This is a genomic window from Aliarcobacter vitoriensis, assembly GCF_003316695.1.
Lineage (GTDB): Bacteria > Campylobacterota > Campylobacteria > Campylobacterales > Arcobacteraceae > Aliarcobacter > Aliarcobacter vitoriensis.
The window spans coordinates 103718-129404 of sequence record NZ_PDKB01000002.1; the positions used below are offsets into that span (position 1 = coordinate 103718).

The 25687-nt window shown below is 26.1% G+C and carries 27 protein-coding genes and 1 pseudogene; 3 read left to right on the top strand and 25 right to left on the bottom strand.

From position 1 onward, the window contains the following. Nucleotides 1-28: 28 nt before the first annotated feature. From CRU91_RS01465 to CRU91_RS01510, 11 genes are all read right to left on the bottom strand, one after another. Entirely contained in the window at nt 29-1000 is a 972-nt protein-coding gene (locus tag CRU91_RS01465) for an LPP20 family lipoprotein (RefSeq protein WP_113892654.1), read from the bottom strand. Continuing rightward, nucleotides 997-1995: a tetratricopeptide repeat protein gene (locus tag CRU91_RS01470; protein ID WP_113892656.1), complete on the bottom strand. Its 999-nt coding sequence runs from the start codon at nt 1993-1995 to the stop codon at nt 997-999. Before CRU91_RS01470 ends, CRU91_RS01465 begins: the two co-directional genes overlap by 4 nt. Continuing rightward, the gene (locus CRU91_RS12450; RefSeq protein ID WP_257118598.1) at nt 1992-2120 is read right to left on the bottom strand and encodes a hypothetical protein; all 129 of its coding nucleotides are present in this window, start codon (nt 2118-2120) and stop codon (nt 1992-1994) included. Before CRU91_RS12450 ends, CRU91_RS01470 begins: the two co-directional genes overlap by 4 nt. A gap of 8 nt (nt 2121-2128) precedes the next feature. Then, complete coding sequence (locus CRU91_RS01475) at nt 2129-2650, bottom strand: LPP20 family lipoprotein (RefSeq protein WP_113892658.1); 522 nt, start codon at nt 2648-2650, stop codon at nt 2129-2131. Between the two features lie 74 nt (nt 2651-2724). Continuing rightward, nucleotides 2725-3669, bottom strand: a complete 945-nt coding sequence (locus CRU91_RS01480) for a tetraacyldisaccharide 4'-kinase (protein ID WP_113892660.1) — start codon at nt 3667-3669, stop codon at nt 2725-2727. A gap of 6 nt (nt 3670-3675) precedes the next feature. Next, nucleotides 3676-4815 (bottom strand): DegT/DnrJ/EryC1/StrS family aminotransferase, encoded by a 1140-nt coding sequence (locus tag CRU91_RS01485; protein WP_113892662.1) that lies wholly within the window; start codon nt 4813-4815, stop codon nt 3676-3678. 12 nt (nt 4816-4827) lie between these two features. After that, on the bottom strand, nt 4828-5580 hold the full coding sequence (locus tag CRU91_RS01490) for an NAD+ synthase (protein WP_113892664.1): 753 nt from the start codon (nt 5578-5580) through the stop codon (nt 4828-4830). A 20-nt stretch (nt 5581-5600) separates the two neighbouring features. After that, on the bottom strand, nt 5601-5822 hold the full coding sequence (locus CRU91_RS01495; RefSeq protein WP_113892666.1) for a hypothetical protein: 222 nt from the start codon (nt 5820-5822) through the stop codon (nt 5601-5603). 2 nt (nt 5823-5824) lie between these two features. Beyond that, on the bottom strand, nt 5825-6055 hold the full coding sequence (locus CRU91_RS01500; protein ID WP_113892668.1) for a (2Fe-2S)-binding protein: 231 nt from the start codon (nt 6053-6055) through the stop codon (nt 5825-5827). Beyond that, nucleotides 6055-6813 carry a DnaJ domain-containing protein gene (locus tag CRU91_RS01505; RefSeq protein WP_235826917.1) on the bottom strand — a complete coding sequence of 253 codons (759 nt, stop codon included), beginning with the start codon at nt 6811-6813 and terminating at the stop codon, nt 6055-6057. The genes CRU91_RS01500 and CRU91_RS01505 overlap by 1 nt, the downstream gene beginning before the upstream one ends. 224 nt (nt 6814-7037) lie before the next feature. Then, on the bottom strand, nt 7038-9428 hold the full coding sequence (locus tag CRU91_RS01510; protein WP_113892670.1) for a TonB-dependent siderophore receptor: 2391 nt from the start codon (nt 9426-9428) through the stop codon (nt 7038-7040). Nucleotides 9429-9637: 209 nt separating this feature from the next. Here CRU91_RS01510 and CRU91_RS01515 point away from each other — a divergent pair, with 209 nt between their 5' ends. After that, nucleotides 9638-10045 (top strand): hypothetical protein, encoded by a 408-nt coding sequence (locus CRU91_RS01515; RefSeq protein ID WP_113892672.1) that lies wholly within the window; start codon nt 9638-9640, stop codon nt 10043-10045. After that, complete coding sequence (locus tag CRU91_RS01520; protein ID WP_113892674.1) at nt 10038-10817, top strand: nucleotidyl transferase AbiEii/AbiGii toxin family protein; 780 nt, start codon at nt 10038-10040, stop codon at nt 10815-10817. Before CRU91_RS01515 ends, CRU91_RS01520 begins: the two co-directional genes overlap by 8 nt. A gap of 93 nt (nt 10818-10910) precedes the next feature. Here the strand turns inward: CRU91_RS01520 and CRU91_RS01525 are convergent, their stop codons facing one another. The 13 genes and pseudogenes from CRU91_RS01525 to CRU91_RS01585 all read right to left on the bottom strand — a co-directional run bounded on the left by CRU91_RS01525 (nt 10911) and on the right by CRU91_RS01585 (nt 23681). Further along, nucleotides 10911-11195, bottom strand: coding sequence for an addiction module antidote protein (locus tag CRU91_RS01525; RefSeq protein ID WP_113892676.1), 285 nt, complete (start codon nt 11193-11195; stop codon nt 10911-10913). Then, nucleotides 11188-11349, bottom strand: a pseudogene (locus tag CRU91_RS12525) (type II toxin-antitoxin system RelE/ParE family toxin); the annotation flags it as partial. The gene CRU91_RS01525 and the pseudogene CRU91_RS12525, both read right to left, overlap by 8 nt. A 111-nt stretch (nt 11350-11460) precedes the next feature. Next, on the bottom strand, nt 11461-12930 hold the full coding sequence (locus CRU91_RS01535) for an AAA family ATPase (protein WP_113892678.1): 1470 nt from the start codon (nt 12928-12930) through the stop codon (nt 11461-11463). Between the two features lie 192 nt (nt 12931-13122). After that, nucleotides 13123-14058, bottom strand: coding sequence for a FecR family protein (locus CRU91_RS01540; protein ID WP_113892680.1), 936 nt, complete (start codon nt 14056-14058; stop codon nt 13123-13125). Continuing rightward, the gene (locus tag CRU91_RS01545; RefSeq protein WP_113892682.1) at nt 14058-14537 is read right to left on the bottom strand and encodes an RNA polymerase sigma factor; all 480 of its coding nucleotides are present in this window, start codon (nt 14535-14537) and stop codon (nt 14058-14060) included. Before CRU91_RS01545 ends, CRU91_RS01540 begins: the two co-directional genes overlap by 1 nt. A gap of 99 nt (nt 14538-14636) precedes the next feature. Continuing rightward, nucleotides 14637-15164: a molybdopterin adenylyltransferase gene (gene mog / locus CRU91_RS01550; RefSeq protein ID WP_222718368.1), complete on the bottom strand. Its 528-nt coding sequence runs from the start codon at nt 15162-15164 to the stop codon at nt 14637-14639. After that, nucleotides 15161-15679, bottom strand: coding sequence for a pimelyl-ACP methyl ester esterase BioV (bioV, locus tag CRU91_RS01555; RefSeq protein ID WP_113892686.1), 519 nt, complete (start codon nt 15677-15679; stop codon nt 15161-15163). Before bioV ends, mog begins: the two co-directional genes overlap by 4 nt. Continuing rightward, nucleotides 15666-17162, bottom strand: a complete 1497-nt coding sequence (locus CRU91_RS01560; RefSeq protein WP_235826918.1) for an AAA family ATPase — start codon at nt 17160-17162, stop codon at nt 15666-15668. The genes bioV and CRU91_RS01560 overlap by 14 nt, the downstream gene beginning before the upstream one ends. After that, nucleotides 17122-18390, bottom strand: a complete 1269-nt coding sequence (gene mtaB, locus CRU91_RS01565) for a tRNA (N(6)-L-threonylcarbamoyladenosine(37)-C(2))-methylthiotransferase MtaB (RefSeq protein ID WP_113892687.1) — start codon at nt 18388-18390, stop codon at nt 17122-17124. The genes CRU91_RS01560 and mtaB overlap by 41 nt, the downstream gene beginning before the upstream one ends. A gap of 11 nt (nt 18391-18401) precedes the next feature. Continuing rightward, a complete protein-coding gene (locus CRU91_RS01570; RefSeq protein WP_235826919.1) occupies nt 18402-20084 on the bottom strand; it encodes a mechanosensitive ion channel domain-containing protein in 1683 nt (560 codons plus the stop codon). Beyond that, nucleotides 20085-21119 (bottom strand): 3-dehydroquinate synthase, encoded by a 1035-nt coding sequence (gene aroB / locus CRU91_RS01575; RefSeq protein WP_113892689.1) that lies wholly within the window; start codon nt 21117-21119, stop codon nt 20085-20087. 85 nt (nt 21120-21204) lie between these two features. Then, a complete protein-coding gene (locus CRU91_RS01580; RefSeq protein WP_113892690.1) occupies nt 21205-23085 on the bottom strand; it encodes a bifunctional diguanylate cyclase/phosphodiesterase in 1881 nt (626 codons plus the stop codon). Further along, nucleotides 23082-23681: a transglutaminase-like cysteine peptidase gene (locus CRU91_RS01585; protein ID WP_113892691.1), complete on the bottom strand. Its 600-nt coding sequence runs from the start codon at nt 23679-23681 to the stop codon at nt 23082-23084. Before CRU91_RS01585 ends, CRU91_RS01580 begins: the two co-directional genes overlap by 4 nt. Nucleotides 23682-23761: 80 nt before the next feature. Between CRU91_RS01585 and CRU91_RS01590 the strand changes: the two genes are divergently transcribed. Beyond that, the gene (locus CRU91_RS01590; RefSeq protein WP_113892692.1) at nt 23762-24253 is read left to right on the top strand and encodes a SixA phosphatase family protein; all 492 of its coding nucleotides are present in this window, start codon (nt 23762-23764) and stop codon (nt 24251-24253) included. A gap of 1 nt (nt 24254) precedes the next feature. Here CRU91_RS01590 and CRU91_RS01595 read toward each other — a convergent pair whose 3' ends face one another. Next, the gene (locus CRU91_RS01595) at nt 24255-25589 is read right to left on the bottom strand and encodes a cation:proton antiporter domain-containing protein (RefSeq protein ID WP_235826920.1); all 1335 of its coding nucleotides are present in this window, start codon (nt 25587-25589) and stop codon (nt 24255-24257) included. Between the last annotated feature and the right edge of the window lie 98 nt (nt 25590-25687).

Here is a 25687-nt window from a genome sequence, read left to right on the forward strand (position 1 = left end):
AAATTTGTTGGATTATATCGAAAAAACTTTAAAATGGTAAAATATCTTCTTTCTCCTGTTCCTTCTTTAATTTTTGTATTAAATTTATTTTTGCATCATCAAAACTATTTGAAGAAGCACCTTTTAATTCAATACTTTTTCCTAAAATTTGGCTATTTTTACTATTTATGATTTTTATATTTAAAATATTTTCAATAATATAGAAATCATAAGCCCTATTTTGTGAACTTTGCGAGTTTATATTAAGTTCATAGCTATTTTCATTTTTTAAACTAGATTCAATAACTTTAAAACCTTTGTTTACTAAACTATTTTTAAATAAATTATCAAATTTTTTTGAATTATTATCAGAATTTATAAAAAAATCTATCTGATTTTTTAAAATATTTTTTGTCTTTTTAATTTCATCTATTGTTTTTATATATTTATCATTATCATCAATAAAAGATGATAAAATTTGAGATTTATTATAATTTTTATAAAAAACATCTAATAAATCTTTATACTTTAAATACTTACTTAAAGTATCCATCTTTTGATTTTTTAGTGATTCAGACTCTTTATACAAAAAATCTATCTCTTTTTTTAAATCATTTGCTACTTTAGATTTTTGAACACTTAATAATACTATAATGTTTTTATCAAAATAAGTTGATTTTTCTATTATATAATTTTGAAAGCTAAGCTTTTCTATTTGACTTTTTATATCTTGCACTACCGTTTTTTGTGTATATTCTCTAAAATCTCTATAAGATTTAGATGAAGTTGTAGTATTGGCACTAATAGTTACTAAAAGTCTTGAAGATAGATCGTCTAAAGCATTTTTAACAGCTTGATTATTATTTTGCCCTATTCCAACTCCATATAAAGATATATCATTATTTTTAGGTGCATTTAAATACCAATCTGGATATTGTAAATCATCTTTTTTTATATCAACTTTACTTGTACAAGATGTAAATAATAATATTATGAAAACTAGATGATATAACTTTTTCATTCTTTTATATTTATCTGTTCTTGTAATTTATTATGATTTGATATTTGAGTGTTAATTCTATTTATTGATTCTATAATCGTACTATCTGGTTTATCTATTAATTTATCAGCTAAATTATAGAGCTCTTTTGCATTTTCATATTCACCTTTACTCTCTTTTATCACACCTAAATTATAAGCTGCTAGATAGCACCTATCATTTGTAGAGTTTAAAAGTTGGCTAAAAAGTTCCTCTGCTCTATCCAAATGATTATGTTTTAAATAAGATAAAGCATTTTCCAAAATCAACTCTTGTTCTTTTGTATATTTTATTTGTGGATCTTCAAAAATTTTTATATAATATTTTTCTACAGTTGGAGATATATTTGGCAAAAATTTTCTTACAATATTATCCGATAAAGATTCAAAAACTGCACTTTTAGATGGCAATCCTCCACCATAATCAAGGCATGTTCTATAACTTGTATTTTCAAAATAGTTATTTGTATAAATAACATCACCTTTTTCTACATCAATCATTGAGATATTTGCTTTTAAAGAATATCTAGCATTTGTACACTGAACTAAATATTCTTGTTGTCTTATACACTTTGCATCTAAACATCTATATCTTCTTTCATAATAGTAGTCTTTTTGCATATCTGCGTTATTTATTTTACCAGTTATCAAAGCTTGTGCACCTAAGAGTTCACCTATTTCAACACTATTTTTTTTATTTGCCAAACCAGAATATTGAAATTTTTGTTCATTTAAAATATCATCTCTATTTTTACTAATAACTGTAAAATATGGCTTATTATCGACTTCAACTTTATATAACGCTGATTCTATTTTTGATCCCATTGATATATTATCATTTTCAAATTTCAAAACTGCTATCTTTTTTGTTTTTGAAGCTCTATCAACAATAGCTGGTTTAGTAGCTGTTATTAAAACCTTTTGGCTACAACCACCTAAAATTAATATTGATAGAATAGATAATAAAAATATTTTCATAGCTCTTTTAATGCCTCTTTTGCATTCTTTTGTTGGATATTTGTATCTATCAAAGTTTTATCTTTTGAAGAACAAGCACTAAAAAATATTGATAAAATCATTAAAGATATATAAATTCTTTTCATAATATTTCCTATATTAAATCTAATTCATCAAGTGCTTTTTGTACTTCATCATCAATTTTTTTGTCAATATTTGATTTTGTCATACCAATTAAAACATATAAGTAGTTATCATTTGGATTTTCCCAAAAACTTAATTGATTTGACTCTTTTAAAGTAAGTTTAGAAGTTTGTTTTGAAACCATTGTTGTAACTTTTTGCACAGATTCATTCTCTTTTAAACCAGCCGTGTTCATATAAGTTTCTACTTTTGCCTTAACTTCCACTTCTATTTGCTGAACTAAACTTGCTCTTGCATTTGCTAAGGCTTCTTTTCTTGTAAAATCATAACCCAATTTTGACATAGGAGCAGACCCTACTGCTAAAAATTTGCTTTCATCACTATATGTTCCACAAGCCCAAGCTGGAGCTTTCGCACCTGCTATTATACAATTTGGTACTTCAATAACTTGCTCATCCTTTGAAGAACAAGCTGTAAAAACTAATGTCGAACAAGCCAAAAAAGTTATAAATAATCCTTTTTTTGTTCTCATATTATTTCCTTAATTTTAAATTGCATATTTCTATATAAAAATTATATATAAATTGTGAATTTATATTTATAATACTAATTATACTTTTTTATATATGAATTTAGTTTAGAAAAATCAATTTTATTATCAAATTCTATTGATAAATCCATTAAATATATATTTTCTAAATTAAACTCTTTTAATTTTACAAAATCTTTTTTTGTTGTAACTATTGAAAAACCTTTATATTGTTCCAAAATTTTATCTATGTCATTTTTTGTAAAAATATAATGATCTGGATATGCTAACATCTGCAAACCGTTTGGTAAAAACTCTAAAAGTCTTTTTGGTTTTGAAATTGCTGATATAAGTATAGTTTTTTTAGGAAGTTCCACTATATTATCATCTTTTTTTATTACAACAACTCTTTTAAAATCTTTCTCTTCTTGAAGTACTATATTAGAATATTTATAAAAACTTTTTGGTTCTCTATATCCACCACTTGGGATACAAAAACTATTTGTTGGTTCAATTTTTGGCTTTAAAAGAATATCAAACTTAGAAATATTATATTTTGAAAAACCATCATCTAAAAATATAATCTTCGCACCCAATTCTTTTGCTGTTAAAATAGCTTTTATTCTATCTTCACTTACAATTACAGAAGCATTTTTTAAACTTTGTGATAAAAGCATAGCTTCATCACCACTTATTTTTACATCTGTTAATATTTTTCCATTTAAAGAAACTATTTGCAAACCTTTTGATTCTCGCCCATAACCTCTTAAAATCACAAAGGCTTTTTCATAGTTTGAAGCCAATTTTATAGTAATTGGTGTTTTACCACTTCCACCAATAATCAAATTCCCAATAGAAATTATTGGGATATTAAAATCTGTTTTTTTAGCAAGTAATCTTTTTGTAAAGATAATAAATAAGTAGATAATTGAAAATGGTAAAAGTAAAAAAGATATAACTTTTTGAATATTATTTGGAAAAAAAAGATAATCTTCAATCCATAAATTAATCTTTCTCTTCATAAAATATCAAATCCAGTCAGAAGCAACTTCAATAACCTGATCACAAATATAATTTACATCTTCATCGCTAAGCCCAGCATAAATTGGCAATGATAAAATTTGTTGATAGTTATGTAAAGCATTTGGAAATGCTGTTATTTTAATAGAATATTTATTTTTATAATATGATAAAAGGTGAAGTGGAATATAGTTTAATGCTGTTGAAACTCCACGTTCTTTCAATGCTCTTGCAAAAGCATCACGATTTCTTGATATTTTTATAATATATTGTGTATAAATATGCCCTTCTTTAAATGGCAAAAGAGTGATATGTTTTACATTAGTTAATCTTTCTTCATATATTTTTGCTATTTCTTGTCTTTTTTTTATAAAAGCATCTGTTTTTTTAAGCTGTGCTATTGCATAAGCAGCATCAAGCTCCGATAAATCAAACTTATGTCCTATATCATCAACATCATAAAGATAATCTAAGTTTCCATAACTATCATAAGTAGTTGTGATAGCATGTGTTCTTAAAAGTTTTGCTCTTTTTGCTAAATCTTCATTGTTAGTAACTAAAACTCCTGAACGGCTTATCGCATATTTAGAAGGAGATGGATTAGTAGAAAATATCGTCATATCAGCACTTAAATTCCCTACTTTATTACCTTTATAAGTTGAACCCAAAGCCGCTCTGCAATCTTCTATTATCAAAATATCATGTCTTTTTGCTATTTCATAAATTTTGTCCAAATCAGGAGCTAATCCTCCTATAAAAGTTATGATAGCTGCTCGTAATTTTTTTGATTTATTTGCTATTAAAACCTCTTCAAATTTTGTTATATCAATATTCATATCACTCAAATCTATATCTACAAAAATAGGTTCTGCATCAAAATGTCTTACTGTTTCAGGTAAATTTACAAAAGAGTTTACAGACATTAAAATCTTATCTCCTCGTTTAAGTTTCATAGAACTCAATGCAAGATGTAAAGCAGCAGAAGATGTAGCTGTTGCAACAGCATATTTTGCCCCTATATAATCAGCAATTCTCTCTTCAAACTCTAGTACTTTTGATAAATCGTCTTTTGCTTCAAGAACTGATCTTATCTGATTTAACTCTTCATCATCTAAAGTTGCTTTATATATTGCAATTTTTCTACTCATTTTTTACCTTTTTTATATTTTAGCTATTGTTGGAAGTCGCCTTTTAAACTCATTTATTTTTACTCTTTTAGAGATTTTTTCAATAAATAACTCTTCAAAACCTAAGCTTAATAACTCATCTTTACTTTTATTTTCATCTATCATAACTTTCAATAGACTATCTATTTTAAGATAACTAAAGCCCAAATCATCTTCATCACTTTGACCTTCCCACAAATCAGCACTAGGTTTTTTATCTATAATATTTTGTGTAACACCTAAAAATTTAGCAAATTCAAATAAATCACTTTTATATATGTTTCCAATAGGATTTATAGCACAAGCTGTATCACCAAATATTGTTCCATATCCAAGTAAAATTTCACTTTTATTTGAAGTTCCTACAACTAAAGATTTTTCTCTTGCACTAATATCATATAAAATTGTCATTCTAAGTCTTGCACAAAAATTTCCTATTCGTAAATTATCATTTTGCATATTTTGTAAATAAGCATTTAAAATAGGCTCAAGTTCTACAATCTCATATCTTATATCAAAATTTCTACAAAGTTCCAAAGCATCATCAACTGAAGCTTTTGATGAAAATTGAGATGGTATTAAAACACAATTTAAATTATCCTCAAATGCCTCTTTACATAAAACAGCAACAATAGCTGAATCAAGTCCACCTGAAAGACCTAAAGTAACACTATTTAACCCAGTTTTGCTAACTTCCTCTTGTAAAAAATTTATTAAATTTTGCTTAACTTTTTTCCAATCTATCATTTTTAAACCTTAATTTAAGATTATATCTTATCTTTTTTTGTTTTATTATAAATTTCATCTAAATAATCTGAATTTGTCTTATCAAACTCTTTTTTTCTATTTTCTAAAGTATTTTTTATATCTTCTAACTCTTCTATATTAAAATAGTTTAGATAATTTGGATTTATGAAGATATCTTCTTCTTTATTGGTTTTTATAAGTTCTTTTATCTCTTTTATTATATCTTCTTTTAGTTTTTCCACTTCTACTCTTTTACAAATTTATTTAAAATATCTTCTATATATAGTTGCATCTTTTGCTCTCCTATATCATCTTTTGCACTTCTACAACACCCACAAGAGCTTCCTGCATCAGTGATATTTTCTATATCTTCCAAATTTTTTGCACCTTTTTCTTTTATTGCATAAATTATTTCACCTAAGCTTACTTGCTTACATTCACAAACAATAAAAGAGTGTGGAAAATTTCTAGCCATTAAACACCTCTAGCTTTTTTGATAATCTCATAAGCTTCATTTATCTCTTGAAGTTTTTTTGTAGCTTCATCTATGATATTTTGACTTTCGCCTCGTCCTTCTAAAATATCTGGATGGTATTTTTTTACTAGATTTCTATAATTTTTCTTTAAAGTTTGTTCATCATCATTTGAATTTGATTCTAAAATTTCATAGGCTTTTTCAAGTGTTAATGCTTTTTCATTTGCTCTTGATTTATAAAAATTTTCAAAATTTGTAATAAGATTAAAATAATCTTTTTGATCTATTTTAAGTGCTTGAGCAATATCTTCTGTAATCTCTTGTTCTTGTTTTGAAAAATCTCCATCGATAAATGCAAGATTTAATAAATACTCCATATACTTTAATCTTTTAGAGTAGTCATTTCTTGTCAAAGAGTACAATCTATCACAAATGATGATTAGATTTGAAAAGTTTTCTTTCTCTTTTTCATATAAATTTTTTAATTGTTCTCTAACTTCAACAAAATTGTGAAAATGACTTGAAATATCTGCAAAGGTGTGTTTTAATATCTCAGCCTCAAGTTCACCTACTTTTCCATCTGCTTTTGCAACTTTTGACATCAAAGCTACTAAAAGACCTGCTTCGTGATTTAGCACATCACCTTGGAAAATCTCTTTTTGCTTTAAATTGATATTTTTAAACTCTTCTGTTTTATAATTTTTACCTATAAAAAATAAAATTGATATAATAACTGCTAAAACAAATATTTCAATCATCTAATTACCTTATAAATTTTGCCTGATTCTATCAAACTTTAGATAAAAAATTGTAAATCATAAAAAATAATAAAGAAAGATAATATATCTTTTAAGTATGAGTTCCAAAGTAAAAAGGAAAGTATATTTTTTGTATCGAAATTTTAATCTCAAAATTAAATAAATACTTTGAAACCCATGCCTAAAAGTACAAAGAGAGAAAAACTCTCTTTATGGATAGTTTTTTAGAACTCCATTTTCATAGAAAATGCAACAGCTCTTGGATCACCTAATTGTTGAATATTAGTCCAATAAACTTTATCTGCTAAGTTTTGTGCAGTTATATTAAAAGTAGTTGGATATTTATCTAATTTTGTTTTATATCTAATCCCTGCATCATATAAAGTATAAGATGGAATAATATCTGTATTTACACTATCACCATATTTTTCGCCAGTATAATATGCTCCAGCATTTATAGATAAACCATTGATATATGGAATATTATACTCTGCAAAAAGTTTTGCCATTTTAGTAGCTACATTTGTTGGTTTTTTACCTTCTAATGCAGGGTTTGTAGCTTTTTCAACACTTAAATCCATAAATGTTACCCCACCAAATAATGTTAAATCATCAGTTACTTTTCCAGTTACTGTAAGTTCAATTCCTTGATGTAATTGTTCTCCATCTTGTGTTAAAGTTGGTTTTGGTGTCGTATTAACTTCATATTGATTTGCTTTTTCTATTCTAAATAAAGCAGCAGTTAATAAAGCTTTTTCATCAAATATACTATATTTTGTTCCAACTTCGTATTGTTTACTTACATAAGGGTCTAATATCTCATTTGCATTTTGAAATCTAGTTCCTACTATTGTTCCAGCTTCTAAACTCTCTATATAAGTTACATAAGTTGTTAAATCTTCAAATGGTTTATAAATAAGTGAAAGAGTAGGCGTAAGTTCAGATACATCATATTTTGAACTTTGTACACCATTACTATTATAGCTTGTATTTATGATAGTTGCATAATTTGCTCCAACCAAAGCACTCCATTGGTCATTGAAAACTATATCATCACCAATTAATATATTTTGATATTGAATTCTTGAATTAATTTTTCTTGGTTGAGTTCCTACTGTACCATCCCAAAGAGAGCTATCAGGTTCAGGAAAGTTTTTTAAATCATTTAAAGATATATCATTAATAAAATCATAACTTGCACGCCAATCAGCAGGAGTAAAGCTCTTATATGAACTAAGTGTATATCCAGTTGATAAAGTATGACTTACACTTCCTGTATCAAACTTTGAATCTAAATATATATTTGCACCATTATTTTCAGCCTTATACCAAGGTTGTCTTGATAACCAAGACGGATAGTTTCCTGTTCCATTATCTCCAACTATATAACCATTTTGTACAAACAGACCAGTATCATCCCCTCTACTTCTCATTTCTTCATAAAATAGATTTGTTCTTAAAGTAAAAATGTCATTTATATCCCATATTACACTATTTTCTATTTTATTTGATTTTATCTCTTCTTCCATCCAATCTGGACTATAACTTTTATTTTTTTTGATACTTGCTCTATCAAAACCACCTGATGATGGTTGAAATAAAATACCTCCAGCTTTTGTAAAACTATCTCTATGTGAATATTTTATATCTGTATAAAAATTATCTGTTGGTTTCCAATCAAATACTAAACTAACGGCTTTTTGTTCTTTATTAGTTTCATTTGGGAGTTCACCATCTTGATAAAAAGCATTTAACCTATATCCAAAAGTATTGTCTTGATTAAACTGTCCACTTAAGTCAATATGTCCATAATATGATTCATTTCCATAACTTCCAATTGTAACATTTCTTAAGTCTTCTGTTGTTGGTTTTTTAGTTATATAATTAACTGCTCCACCAACTCTTCCTCCACCATATAAAAATCCTGTTGCTCCACTTATGATTTCCACTCTTTCTATATCTTGCATCATAGGTGCACTTGTCATTCCTCTTGAGTATGAAATCCCATTTACTATTGGATTTTGTACTTCAAATCCTCTCATAGTAGTTCTAGGACTATCTACTCCAAAATTTGCTTTTCCTGTTTCTTGAGTTGTTGGATTCATCTTAAAAACTTGTTGCATATCTTTTGCTTGTACATTTTCAATTAAGTCTTTTGAGATGATGCTCATTGAGTATGGAGTGTCTTGTAGTTTTCTATCATTCCAAATACCTACTCCCTTTGTTTCTTCTACAAGGTAGCCTGATTCTGCACTTCCACTTCTACCAGTATTTACAGAAACATCATCTAATATATATGTTCCATTTATAACTTTTACAGAACCTTGTATAGGAATTATCAAGATTGTATCATTTTCAATAGTTGCTTCAAGTCCACTATTCTTTAAAATCTCATTTAAAGCATTTTGTACACCCTCAATATTTTTTATATTTGGTGCTTTTTTACCATCTAGTAGCTTTCCATCTACCATATATGGCATATTTGATTTTTTACTTATCTCTTCTATCGCATCTTTTAGTGATAGATTTGAAACTGAAAATTGCTCTGCATTTAGGCTTGTAGTTAATAATAAAGCCAATGTTGGAGCGATAATCGCTGATTTAAACTTTGTCATTTTTTCTCCTATTATAGTATAAGAACAACTATTAAAATTGTTTCTTTCAATAATAAGACGTTTGAGATTAAAAAAACATACACTTTTTTTGAAGAAATTTTGAAATTTGTAAAAATTTGTAGGAAAATGATGATTTTTTGCGTGTTTAATTGTCAATTTGACATATAAAATAAATATAGATAATATTATAGATATTTTAGGAGAAAATTATGGAAGTAAAAAATACAATATTTGAGTTATTACTAACAAAAAGTAATTTTAAGAAAAAAGATTTTGCAGAATACTCTAAGATACCATACGATACTGTTGTTGGTTGGAAAAAAAAAGATAAAGTTCCAGCTTATGCTATGGTTATTTTAAAAGATATGATATATAGAAAAAAAGTTGATGATGACCTAATAGAAAATTTAAATAGAAATCACATCTCTATAAATAATTATAATTTGACTAAATATGAAGAAAAAAGACTTAGTTCAGCTTTTTGGGGAACTAATCTAACTATTGATGAAATTATAAAACAAATAAAAGAAAAAAACCAAAAAATTTTAAAAAAAGTTGAAGAAAATCTTCCAAAGGATCTAATAAAACAAATTTTAGGAAAAATAAATTATGCATAGAGATGATTGGAAAAGTGTTTTTTTAAATCAAGATAAGATTCTAAAAGTATTAAAGCCACTTGAAAATGTGATGTTTCTAGCTGGAGGTACTGGTTTACAAAGATTTGTTTTAAAAGAAGCCTATAGACACTCTGAAGATTTAGATTTCTTTTTTGAAAAAGTAAAATTAGAATATGAAAGATGGATAAAAGATGAAAAAGCTTGGAGATTGTTTTTTAGCTTTAAAGATAATGATGAGATTATTAAACTTGAACTTTTAAATTTCACTTGCAAAAGAATAAAAGATTTATCATTTATAAATCAAAATATTTTTAAAACTGAAAATTTATACAACCTTCTTCTATATAAAATAAAAGCTTTGTGTGATAGACCAGATACTATAAAAGACCTTTTTGATATATATTTTATTTTAAGAGAATTTGGAAACATTCAAATAGATACTTTAATAAAAGATGTAAATCTAAAATTCAAAGAAGCAATAGGAATAAATTATTCAAAAGAAAATCTTATAAATTCGCTAAATCAAAATCTAAAATGGGATATAGAAATTGGAGACAATATAAAATATATTTACGGATTAAAACAAGAAATAGATTTATTTCAAGAAGAACTAAAAAAAGCTTTTATTCAAAGTAAAAATATTGATTTTTCATATAAAACAAGATTTACAAATAAATCTTTAGATTTTGGGCTTAATATAGGTGAATATATAAATCTTATTGAAGATAATCAGTTTTTAGTTGAAGAGTGGAATAAATATTTTGATATTTAAGAAGTTCTATTTTGAAGAAATTTTGAAATTTGTAGGAAAATGATGATTTTTTGAGTATTTTTAAGGAGAAGATTCTTTATACCATTGAATTTATTAAGCTAAGACTTGCATTTTTACACCAAAAGAGTCTAGCACTTTTTTTATAGTTTCAAATTTAGGTTTTGTACCTTTTTGAAATGTTTTATATAAACTCTCTCTACCTAGTCCAGTATCTTTTGCTAATTGGCTCATACCTTTTGCTTTAGCAATATTTCCTAAAGCTTCTAATAACTCATCTGTACTTCCATCACTTAATATTTGAGATAAATACTCTGCTATTACTTCTTTATCATCAAGATATTGTGCTATATCAAAATTTGTAATTTCTAGTTTACTCATTATCTAGCTCCTTTAAAATTTCATTTGCTTTTTTTATATCATCACTTTGTGTTGATTTATCTCCACCAATTAATAAAACAATAATCTCTTCATCTTTTTTAGTATAGTAAACTCTATAAGCTGTACTTGTTGTAATTCTTAGTTCAGATATATTATTACCTACAGAATGTCAATTAAATATCATTTCTTAAAAAACTTAAAACTATTATCTTTTTTATCTACTTTTATAGAGTATATTTTTCGATTTTATATCTTGTACTAGAAATTAGCTATTAAGAAGCTCTGATAATTTAATATCACTTGTTATATTTAAACTGTTGTAATGACTATTTCTTTCACAACAATAACTTGATAACATAACCAGTTTAATATCATACTTACCTTTTAATCCATATTTTTTAAACATTTCTAATTTGTGTAGTAGTTTATCTTTGTAATCTTTTATTATTTGAAACTCTTTATTATAGAACTTGCACTCAACTATATCATATACATTATTATCATATTCAACAATAAAATCTATTTGAGCTCCACTATCTTCATCATTGCCTATAAAATTCCAATAACCATAACTTTTTGCAAATCCTTTAGTCTTTCTTGCTTCTAAGTATAAATCTATATTTGCAACACATAATACTTCAAATGCAAATCCACTCCAAATAGAATATTTTTGAGAATCCATTACAGTATTAAAATAAGGCTTTTGTAGAGAGATTAATTCATTTTTACTATATTCACTAACCCACTTATTATAAAAAAGTACAAATGGATCACATATGATGTATTTTGTATTAATTTTTGAATTAAGTTTGCTTAATCCTTTTATAAAACCTGCCTCACAAAGCTCTTCTATTGCATCTTTAATAACTGAACCACTTTTTTGCCCAAGTTCATTGGCTAATTCAGTTTGAGTAAGTCCACTTTGTTTAGAACATAATATTTTGATAATTGATGAATAAAACGATGCTTTCATATCAAAAAGAGATTTTAAAACATCTACATACTCTTTATTTAAATGTCCATCTATATTGAATATTAAATCATCTATATTTTGGGAAATTGTTTTAGAACTATCGAGAAAACTCAAATATTTAGCAACTCCACCAAATACCATATAAGTTTCAGCTATTGTTTTATCATCTATATTAAACTTACAAACATCTAACAAGTATTCTTTAGTTTCTTTTAAATCAAATGGCTTGAGAGGGATTTTTTCATCTAATCTTTGATAAAGTGGTCCACTACTATCTTCAAATATTTTATTTTTTATCCATGATGAATTAGATCCACAAAGAATTAGAATAATATTCTTATGATTAAGTGCAAACTCATTCCAAAAATATCCAAGTGCTCCAATGAATCCAGAATTATTTTTTTTATCTATCCAAGGTACTTCATCCAAGAAAATTACAACTTTTTGATTCTCTTTTTGATATTGAGTAATTGCATATTTTAAATAGTTGAATCCATCCATCCAATTATTAATCTCTTTTTTTGATTCTATTTTAAACCAGTCATATATTGATTCAGTAAAGTTTCCAAGTTGTGTTGAACTGTCTAGCATATATGAGCCAGTAAATCTAAAGAAAATGCACTCTTTTTTATGCTCACTAAACATATTATTGATTAGATAAGTTTTTCCTATTCTTCGTCTTCCATATACTGCAATAAGTTTACTTTCATTTTGTTCACATGCTTTTGTTAAAATTTCAATCTCTTTTTTTCGACCAATCATTTAATGCCTTTTATATTATTAGTTTTCGTAAAATACTTATTTTTATAAAATAAAAACATAATTATATATAAAATTTCGTGAGATATCAACATATACGATATATTTATATTTAATTTAAATATAATTTCGGAAATCTAAAGAATTTATACAATTTTTACTTAAAATTAGTTATTCCATTAAATAGCAAATTAATCATTTCTTAGAAAACTTAAAAATATTCTCTTTTTTATCTACTTTTATAGAGTATATTTTTGGTAAAGATACTAAAAATTTATCAAAATCATTTATAGCAAATTTACCAGTTATTTGTGTTTTAGCAACTCTTTCATCTTGAAATTCTATTTTTAAATCTTTGTATCTTGAAAACTCCGCTAAACTATCCTTTAGAGTTGTTTTATTAAACACTAAAAAACCATTTTCCCAACTTGCTATATTTTCAACTTCTACTTTTTCAAAATCCATTTTTTTATCTTCATTTATCCCAATTTTATCACCTTGATTTAAATAAGTATATTTTCTGTTAGAAGTAACTTTTACAGTTCCTTCTTTTACTTTTACACTAAAACTATTGTTGATATTTGATACTTCAAAAGTTGTCCCAACAACTTCAATTTCTGCATCTTTTGTTTTTATGATAAATGGTTTTTCTTTATCCTTTGCAACATAAAAAATTGCTCTACCATCTACAAAATCTATCTTTCTACTACTTTTATAATAATCTACATTTAGATTTGAATTTACATCTAAAACTATTTTAGAATCATCAGGAAGAGTTATAGTATTTTGTAATTCTTGAGCTGAAACAAAATTTTGAGAATATACTGGAACAAAATAATAATCTGCTCCAAAGCCAATACAGAGAAAAACTGAAGCGGCAATCATAAACTTTTTTGTTCTTTGAATAAATTTTGTTCTTTTTGCTCCTTTATTCGCATTTTTTACTAATTTTTCTATTGTATTATTTGATAGTTTTGAAAATCTTTGTCTTAAAAGTTTATTTGTATTGTAAGCTTTTTTATGTGAAGAATTTGACTCTAACCAATGTTTTAATTGTTCTTCTTCATTTTGAGTTAATCCTTCTTTTTCTTTTATAAGCCAAGATACAGCTTGTTCATCAACACTTTTCATCAATTATATCCTTCAATACTTTCTAGCTTTTCTTTGATTCTTTCAGTTGCTCTAATAATATGTTTTTCAACTGCAGGGACACTTATTCCCATTCTTTTAGCTATTTCTTTTCTGCTTAATCCTTCATACAAATGTAAAATAAAAGCTTGTGCATTATTTGGAGGGATAGTTTCTAAAATTTGAGCTAACAACTCTTGTTCACACTCTTCAAAAAGTATCTCTTCTGGTTGCTCTGATATAGGAATACTAGAATATTCTTCTTCATATTCAATCGAAGCTGAATGTTTTTCTCTTCTTGCTAAATCAAAAACGATATTTCTTGCTAATTTGTATAAAAAGGCTCTTTGATTTTCTATTGGAATATCTAAATTTGCATCTAATAATCTACTATAAGACTCTTGTACTATATCCTTGGCTTTTTCTTTATCTCCTACCATCTTTTGAACATAATATACCAATTCTTGATAATATTGTACCATTGAAAACTAATCCTTTGATAATTTTTTAAGAAATACTATCATAATTGGAATTATGCTTATATTAATATAAACTATAAAAATTTATAACTTATAAAATTTCTATTTTTTTGGTCTAAAAGCTTTTATAATATCTTCATTTGTTTCTAAATATGCTCCATCCATCAAATCTATACAATATGGAATTGCTGGAAAAACTGCATCAAGGCACTCTCTAATTGATTTTGGTTTTCCTGGAAGATTTACAATCAAAGAAGTTCCTCTTAATCCTGCTGTTTGTCTTGATAAAATCGCAGTTGGCACATATTGTAAACTAACACTTCTCATAAGTTCCCCAAAACCAGGCATCATCCTATCACAAACATTTTCAGTCGCTTCTGGAGTTACATCACGAACTGCTGGTCCAGTTCCACCTGTTGTTACAACTAAACAACATTTTTCATTATCAACTAAATCTTTTAAAGTATTTTCAATAGTATTTCTATCATCTTCAATACATCTATAAACTGGTTCCCAAGGAGATTTTAAATACTCATTCAAAGTATCTATTATAGCTTTTCCTGATAAATCTTCATATATTCCTGCACTTGCTCTATCACTTGCTGTTACAATCCCAATCTTTGCTGTCATAATAAATGTCCTTTATCTTTAAAATAATAAACCGTTGCATAATTTTTAAAAAAGTCTTTTGCAACTAAACTATCAATTATCAAATCTTTTTCACCTAAAAAAACTTCTATTTTTAAACCATTTTTTACAAGTTTTTCTAAATCATCTTCAATCCAAATATAGTTTAAAAGTGTTTCTAACTCTTCAAAACTTCCTTTTTTAAAATATTTTTCTATATCTTTGTATATTGGAGATTTTACATTTTCTAAAAAACTATTTATATATGAGTTTTCATCTTTTTTAAAAAACATAAGTTGCATTCTTTTGAATTTATCATCTTTTGTTTGAAAAAAAGCTGGAGATAAGAGTTGAAGTTTATCAACTCTATTTTTTGAATTTAAAACATATTCAAAAGCTTTTATTGCACCGTAAGAGAAACCACTAACAGTAAAATCATTTGAAACTAAATACTCTTTGAAAAGTTCACTTTCATTTTCAAAACAAAATCCACTAAAAAAGTTTTTACAAATCTTCAATAGTTATTACCTCATTTTTAAGCATAATTTCTTTTAATCTATTTATTTCAGCTACATTTGAAGATAATTCAATTCTTAGTTCATCTTTAATATTTGATATAAGTTCATCTATATTATTTGCCATTTTGTACCTATTTACAACTATATCAGCTGATTTATATGCTCTATCCAAATCTTCACTATTTATAGCAAATTTCTCTTTTTTTATTACTTCAAGTCCAACAAAACCAGCTAAATCTCTTTTGATATTTTCGCATAATTCACTATAAGATGGATAAGTTGAATTCAGTTTTGAGACGCTTTCATCTAAAAGAGATATTTTACTTTTTGAAATAAATGCTTTACTTACTTGGTAAATTGCTAAAATATCTTTTTGTTCATTGTCTAAAATTTTTATCTGTTTTTTTCCAAATTCTAACTTATTTTTTGCAACTTCAATATCATTGTAATCTAATACTTTTTTATTGTTTTTTATCATATTTAAAAGTGCTTCATTTACAAGTGTTGAAAGAGCTGCTGAACTAAATCCAGCAGTTTCATTTACAAGTCTTTCTATATCTATTTTGCTATTTTTATCTTTTAAATATAACTCTAAAATTTGCTTTCTATCTTCTATATTTGGCAATCCTACATACAATCTTCTATCAAACCTCCCTGCTCTTAATAGTGCATCATCTAAAACCTCTATTTTATTTGTTGCAGCTATTACTATAACTCCACTTTCTCCATCAAATCCATCCATTTGAGTTAAAAGTTCATTTAAAGTTGATTCTCTTTCATCATTTGATTTTCCACTTCTTGCCTTTCCAACTGCATCTATTTCATCTATAAATACTATTGAAGGTGCATTTAACTTTGCTTGAGTAAAAAGTTCCCTAACTTTTTTTGCTCCCATTCCAACATAAATATGTACAAAACTAGCTCCACTTTGATAAAAAAATGGTACTTGTGCTTCTCCTGCAACTGCCCTTGCTATTAGAGTTTTTCCAACTCCAGGAGCACCTACAAGTAAAACACCTTTTGGAAGTTTTACACCAAATTTATTATATTTTATTGGATTATTTAAAAAATCAACAATTTCTTCAAGTTCTTCTTTTATCTCTTTTATTCCTGCAACATCTTTAAAAGTTATATTTGAAGTTACTGGTTTTATGTTGCTTTCTAAATCTTCTTGAGTTTTTTGTGTAGTTTTTTGAAGTTCCATATCAAAAGAGTTTATATTAGGTTTTATACCTTTTTTATTTTCTAAATATTTTCTTAATTTATTTTGATTAGCTCTTAAAACAAGAGATAAAATAAGTAATATAAATAAAAATCCAATACCAAAATAGTATGAACTTCCCTGTATATTTGAGCTACTTTTATAAATAGTATAAGAAAATAGCACTATTAGTACAATAGCTGATATAATCATCAACTTAAAGTTTTTTTCTATATTTTTGTTATTTGAATCTTGTTGCATTTTTAGTAAACTCCACTTCATAATCTTCTAAATATAACCAATCCCCAACTAAATCTTCATCACTACTTATCTCAATTTGATTAAAATATTGATCAAGCCCTATATATTTTCCATTTTTCTCTTGTTCAACCAATACTTCAAGTTTAGTTTTATTATCTCTTCTAAACTCATAATTTTTCTGTTTGATAGTTTCTACAAGTTCAATATATCTATCTTTTGCAATATCACCTTTTATATCAGGCTTCATAGTAGCACTAGGAGTTCCATCTCTTTTTGAATAAGTGAAAGCATGAACATGAGTTAAAGGAAACCTTTTAAGATTTTGCATAGCTTCTTTCCAAATTTCAGGAGTTTCGCCAGGATGCCCCACTATAAAATCTGTTCCTAACGCATATCCACTATCTTTTAAAAATTCAAAAAGTTCTAAATCACTTAAAACTTTATTTCTTCTATTCATAATTTTCAACATATCTTTTGAAGTATGTTGAAGTGCAATATGTAAGTGTTTTGCCATAAATGGTTCATTTATAAGTTCTTTAAACTCATCATCTATTTGTATTGGTTCAATGCTTCCCATTCTTATTCGTCTAACACCTTTTATTTGTGACATTTTTTTAAGAAGTTTTGCTAATGAAGTATGTTGTTTTTTACCATAACTGCCAACATTTGTTCCTGTTAAAATAAACTCTCCAAAACCATTTTGTGCTAAAGTTTCTATTTGTTCTAAAATTACTTTTTCTTCATAACTTCTAGCATCTCCCCTTACATAAGGGATAATACAGTACGAACATCTAAAATCACAGCCCTCTTGAATTTTTATAAATGCCCTACTTTTACCTACAAACTCTTCAACTATTGTTTTATCCAAATGAGTTAAATCACCTAACTTAAAGAATCTTTTATCCTCTAAAAGTAAATCATTGATATTCTCTTTTTCAGAGTGTCCAAAAAGTGAATCAATTTTATTCTCACTAAATAGTTTTTCACCTTTTGTTCTTGTTCCACAACCTGTAAAAACAACTCTTGGATTTGTTGGTAAATTTTTTAAACTATTTATATAACTTCTTGCTGTACTATCTGCACTATTTGTAACTGTACAAGAGTTAATTATTACAATATTTGCATCTTTTTCATCTTGTGTTACTTCAAAATCTTTTAAATTACTAATCATAACTTGTGTATCAAAAAGATTGGTTCTGCAACCAAAAGTTTTAAAATATACTTTTGGTTTGTTTTGTGAAAAATTCATAAAATATTATCCTACACTTTATTTGTTAGTTCTTCTAACTCTTCTGGAACAACTTTTCTATTCATTGCTGGACCATAAGGATTACTTGTTCTATTAAGATTAATTTGTTGTGTTGGATAAGCAATATTTATATCACTTTCTTTCATAAATGCTTCGAGAATTTCCGTACTTATTGTACTTCTTAAAACTAAAGCAGCAAATGAGTTTGTAAGATACCAACCAGAAATCACAACTCCATGTGGCTCTATAAAAGTAAATACTCTTGGTTCTACTCCAGTTGCTCTTAACTGATATTTATTTCTCATTTTAGATAACTGTTTTCTTGTAATATCACTATAACCTTTTGAATAGTGCTTCAATATTTCTCTTATAATTTTTTGTGCTTTTTTATGATTTGAATCAAATGTTAAAGTTATATCTATTCCATCCCAAACTGTTTTTAGTTCACTATGACTATAATTTGCTATAAGTTCAGAAAAAATATAGTTATTTGGTATAAAAAATATTCTTCCAGCTCTTCTATTTTGCATATATGTAACTAAAGTAACATCTTCTCTAATAGTTATCTTAAATAACGAAATATCCAAAACATCTCCAACTGTTTCAACATTTCCTTTTGTAACTCTAATTCTATCTCCAACTTGAATAAATCCAGAAGTAACGATAACCATCCAGCCAAAAAGCGACATAAACCAATCTTTTAAAGCAATCGCAATACCAGCTGATGCAAATCCAAGAATTGTTACAAGATATGAAACATTATCGATATATGAGAAAAGTAATACCATCAAAACTAAAAAAGCTAAGGTAAAGTTTATGATTTTATTTACCATATAATAATTTTCAGTTTGTGAGAAATACTTTTTCAAAGTAAGTTTTACTAAAAATGATATTACAAATAAGAAAACAATAATACCAAATATTAAAAACATTTTTTGTATTTGTTGAGTTATTTGATTTTTAATCTCTAATATAACTTGTTCAATTTTTTTACCATAAACTTCTTGAGTTGTAGTAACGATATCTAAAACAATATCAAAATCTCTTTTTTGTTTATCTAAAAATGTAATTTTCTCTTTATACTCACTTTTTGAATCAAGAGCATAAAGTTCTCTATAAGTAGTCAATTCTTCCTCTAAGGCTTGAAAAGTAGTCTCTATTTGCATTTTTAAAGTATTGAATTGTTGTCTGTTATTTTCTATTTTTTTAATATTTGATAGAGCATTTATTATTCCAAATGGGTTTGTAATATTCTCAAATTTCTCTATTTCAGGGGGATTCATCAAAGAACCAATAGGAGAACCTTTATACTCTGCTATTAATTCTAACTCATTTTCTTTTACTCTAATTTTATTTAGAAGTTGATACTCCAACTCCTCAGCTAAATTGTTTTTTTTCTTTAAACTATCTTTTAATTGATCCAATTCGGCTGAAATTTTGCTATATGATAAATAATTAGAGTATCTTTTTAATAAAATATTATCTTTAAATGTTGATTCTATTTTATTGATTTTTTCCAATAAAATATTTATCTCAACCATATTCTCAATCTCTAAAACACTATCATCTTTATTTGTATTTTTTGTATTTGTTTTTTGTTCTTTTTTTTCTACTTTTTCATTGGCACTTAAGATAAATACACTTGAAGAAGATAAACTTATTAGTACAAAAGCTAAAAATATTTTTTTTAACAATTAAAATCCTTCTAAAACTTCAATAACATCATTTTTACTAATATCATCTGTGATTTTACAATCACCTATACCAACAGGAACAATAAATTTTATTTTATTGTTTGAAGATTTTTTATCTAAGAAAAAATGCTCATAAAAATCTTCAACATCTTTTATTTTGTAAGTTGTTGGGATATCATATTTTTTTAATAAATCTTCAACTCTTCTAGCATCTTCACTACTCATAAGATTTAACTTAACAGCTAAAGCATTTGCCATACACATACCTATTCCAACAGCTTCACCGTGTAAATACATTTTATAATTTGTTTCATTTTCTATTACATGTCCAAAAGTATGTCCATAATTTAATGCAGCTCTTAAACCTTGTTCTTTTTCATCTTGAGAAACTACCCAAGCTTTTGTTTCAACAGATTTTTGAATAGCTATATCAATATTGTTTTCTTTATTTAAATCATTATTTTCAAGCCAAATAAAAAAATCTTTATTAAAGGTAACTGCCATTTTTACAATCTCAGCAACTCCAGCACCAAACTCTCTTTTTGGCAAAGTTTTAAGCATCGATGAATCTATATAAACAGCTTTTGGTTGATGAAAAGTCCCTATTAAATTTTTTCCATATTTATTATTTATTCCTGTTTTACCACCAACACTTGCATCAACTTGAGAAAGAAGCGTTGTTGGAATTTGAATAAAATCAATACCTCTTTGATATATTGAAGCAGCAAATCCTGTCATATCACCAATAACTCCACCACCAAATGCAATAAGTAAAGATTTTCTATCAAGTCTTGCTTCAAAACAAGATGATAAAATCATCTCTAAAGTTTGCATATTTTTATACTCTTCTCCATCTGGAATTGTACAAATCGTAAATTCACGTGCTTTTATTTTTGATTTTAAATATTCAAGGTGATACGAGCTAACAGTTGGATTTGTAACAACTACAACTTTTCTATCAAAGTTCAGTTCTTCTAGCTTCTCTATGTAAATTTTATATGAATTTTCTTCTGAAAGGTTTATTTGTACAGTCATTATCTATTTTCCATTATCTTTGTATATAATGCTAGATAATAGCCAAAAAAAGCTAAAAAAAGCCTTTCTTGACATGGCACAAGTTTTAAAGTTTTGCCATAACTGAACCAGAAATAGCGTTTATTCCTATCTCTTCTAAAGTTTTTATCTCTGCAACTTCATCTACTGAAGTAGCAACAAGTTTAATATCCAAAGACTGCGTTAATATTTTTAGCATATTCAAACTTTGTCTTGATTCAAGTAAGAAGAATTTTGAAGCTTTAATGTATAGTGGTTTTAACTCTTTTAAGTAGTTATAATCATCGCTATTTGCAATAAAGTTAAATATAGCAAATTTGAAATTGTACTCTTTAAATAACTCTACATACATCAATGTACTATTTAAATTTTTGTTAAATGCTTCTTCTTCTATTTCAAAAATAACATTTTTTGAAAGATTCTTATATCTTGTCAAAATATCTTTTAATTTAGCATAGCTACTTAACTTTTCTATAAACATTGTTGGTAATTGTATAGATACAAGTTCATTTTCCTTACTATTTTTGAAAACTTTTTCAATAATATGTAAATATACTTCATCTAATCTATTCTGTTCTAAAACAGGAGCTATAAACTCTCCATATCTTATAGTTTCGCCTTGAAAATCAAGTTCAAAACTAACTGTTTTTAAAAATTGTTCTTTAGAATTTATATCAACAATATCTCTATGAATTAACTTAAAGTACTCTTGTTTTAAAGATAGATTTAAAATATTAATCCACTCTTCTTTTGTTTTAAAATTCTCAATATTTTTTGCATAAAAATAATCTTTTTCTGTATGTATTTTTGCTTGAGAAAATGTATAGTCTATTTTTGTAAATAACTCTCTCATTCCATCTTCATTCTCATATTTCAACATACCAAAACATATATTATTTTTAAACTCTTCAATATCTTTTAAAGAATTTATTAATTTTATTAAATTTTCTTTTACAATATCTTCATTTGAATTTGGAATAAGAACTACAAAATCAGGACCATTAAGTCTTACAACAACATTCATATCATCACAAAAATGTTCTTTCATAGTTTTACCTAAATTTTGTAATAATTTATCTGTTTTTGCAAAGCCATAAGTTTTATTTATATCTTGAATGTTTATATTAATAAGTACTAAAAAACCCTTATTATTCGTGCTATCTTTATCTAAATATTCATTTGCTTTTAATATAAAATATTTCCTATTGTTCATTTTTGAGTGTTCATCAAAATATAAAAGTTCTTTATTCGTTTTTAATACTTCATTTGTATTTTTAAACATACCTTCAAACTTTTTAACCATACTATTTATTCCAAAAGTAAGAGATTTAAACTCTTGTGTAAATGGAACTTGATTAGATAGTATAAACTCATTTTCCATAACTGCTTTTGCTTGTTTATCTATTATTTTTAAAGGTTTTAAAATATAAGTAAATAGCAAAAACAAAACTATCATTAACACAACAAAACTAATCAATAAAGACTGTACAAGCTTAATAAACATTGAATATGTCTGCTCATAAAATATCTCTTTATCTCCATATATTTCTAAAACACCTAAAACATTCCACCCTTCTGATACACTAGCAAGAGCTGAGATTTCACCAATATCAACAATTTCTATGAACCAATGTGGAACATCTCTATATTCATTAGAAATCTGTTCTTTTTGTCTTTCATAAACAATATCTTCATTTGTATTTTTGAATACAATTTTTGCATAATTACCATTGTCAAAACTAGCATTCATAACAGTTTTTATAGAACCTTCATCTACTCCCGCATTTGTAATAGACAAACTTGTACTTGTAACACTATTTTGTACATTATCATACAAAGATTTTGAAGCTGAATCTTTTATTATATTAAAAGATAAACCAATGATTAATACAAATAGTATTAAAAAAATAAAACTTAAAACTATAGCAACTTGTTTAAATAAACTCATATTTTTTGCCCTTTATAATTTTGAATTAAAGTATCCCACTTTTTATGTGCAGCCGTTTTTTCACCCTTTAAAATATTTGGATTAAAGTTGAAAACTGGAACTAAATCAGTTCTTTTTGATGCAGGTTGAATAGATTTTCGCAAATTATCTAAAATCAATGGTTCAGAATTTGGTGTTTCAAAGTATGTTAATACCATATGTGCTTCATTAGAAGCCTTTACTCTAACATACGTTAAAAACATTTTTGAAGTTGGTACTCCTAAATACTCTAATGCAAAATATTTAGCAATAACATAATCTTCACAATCAGCCTTATCTCTAGCTAGCATCTCATAAGGATTCGCCCAATAATCGCTCACCCCATATATACTTTGATCACTTGCATATTTTACACTATTAAAAAAATCATTAACTTTCTCAAGTTTAATGTTTACATCAACACTTTTGTTTTTTTCTAATAAGTTATTTAAGGCTACAAACCTATTTTTTGCAAATTTACCATATTTAGCTTCCACTTTATCAAGTAAAGATGTGCCAATGAAATCTGCATTTAAAGTGAAAAAGAGTAGAAAAATTATACTTATAAAAATTTTCATAAGTCTATTATATCTAAAATATCACTTTTTTAGCTTTTTTTGTATTTATGTTAAAATTAAAAAAATGATATAGGATGAATATGAAAAAATTAGTTTTAATTAGACATGCAAAATCTGATTGGACAAATCCTCTTTTAAATGATTTTGATAGACCTTTAAATAAAAGAGGTTTAAAAGATGCTCCTTTTATGGCAAAGTTATTGAATAAAAAATGCTTAAATCCAGACTTAATAATATCTTCACCATCTATAAGAACAAAACTGACTTTAGAATATTTTATAAAAGAGTTTAAATACAAAGAAAGTATAGTTTTTGAAGAATCTATATATGAAGCTCCTTTTGAGAACTTATTAAGAGTTTTAAGTAACACAGATGATAAATATAAAACTATATTTTTAATAGGACATAATCCTGGACTTAATGATTTAAGTAACTTTGTATTGAATGACTTTAAAGAAAATATTCCAACTTGTGGAATATTAGAAATAGATTTTGATATAGAATTTTGGAAAGATATTTCAAAAGAGAACTCAAAATTAATATGCTTTGAGTTCCCTAAAAAGTATATCTAAGCTATTTTTTTATTTTATCTATTAGATGTAAAAGCGGTCCTGTCATAGCTGTTGTAACTAAAGCCATGATTACAAACATAGCAAATAATTCAGCACTAAGAATTCCCAACTCATATCCGATATTTAAAACAATAAGTTCCATCAAACCTCTAGTATTCATCAAAGCACCAATTCTAAAAGAATCAGACCAAGAAAATCCCATAAATTTAGATGACAAAGCAGCTCCTAAAAGCTTTCCTGCAACTGCAACTAATATAATAATTCCACAAATATACCAGTGATATGATGTTTCCATCAATCCAATTTGTGTTCTAAGACCTGTTAATGCAAAAAATAGTGGTAAAAGTACAAGAACACTTACATATTCAATTTTAGGAATCAACTTCTCTCTTAATTTTGAATCTTTATTTGATGGCATAATAACTCCAGCAATAAATGCTCCAAAAAGTGCATGAATTCCTATAATTTCAGTAGCTAAAGAAGATAATAATAAAACTATTAAAATAATTGCTACCATACTCATATTAAGTGTCGTATCATCTTGATATTTAGAAGCAAACCAAGCTAAAAATGGCTTAATTAAATAAATCATAATCAACATATAAGCAATTATTAATCCCAATGATAAAGCTGAAGCTCCTAAAGATGTAGATGAAGATATAGCTATAATTATTGCTAAAATATACCATCCTGTTGCATCATCTGCTGCTGCACAAGTTAAAGACATCGCTCCATAAGAAGTATTTGAAATATTTCTCTCTTTTACTATTTTAGCCAATACTGGAAATGCCGTAATACTCATAGCAATTCCCATAAATAATGCAAATGGAATAAAAGAAATATTTTGAGGAGCAAATTCATTATATAAAAATAGTGATAATCCTACTCCTAGAAAAAACGGAAAAAGAATACTAGAATGACTTATAACAACCGACTCTTTTGTTTTACTTTTCAAACTATCCCAATCAAGTTCCATTCCTATAACAAACATAAAGAATACTAATCCAAGCTGACTAATCATACTTAAATTACCCAAAGATGATTTAGGGAATAATGTTTCTGAAAAAGCTGGAAGCATAGAGCTTAAAAAAGATGGTCCTAAAATAATACCTGCAATAATCTCTCCAACAACAATTGGTAATAAAACTTTTGTTGCGATAAAACCAAAAATCCTAGTTGCTATCATAATAACAATAATTTGAGTTAGAAGAAGAGATAAAGGGTGATGAAATTGATTGATAATAAGTGTTTTTAAATCATTAAAAACTCCATTTTCACTTGTAAGTTGAAGTGTACCTAGAGAAACATTACTATTTATATATCCAAAATATAACATTAACACTATCCCGAAGGAGAATAAGGTCACTACTAATAAGTAGGTGTACATTTTTTTCATTTTTATCCTTTTTTATAAAAATTCGGACATATTACGGG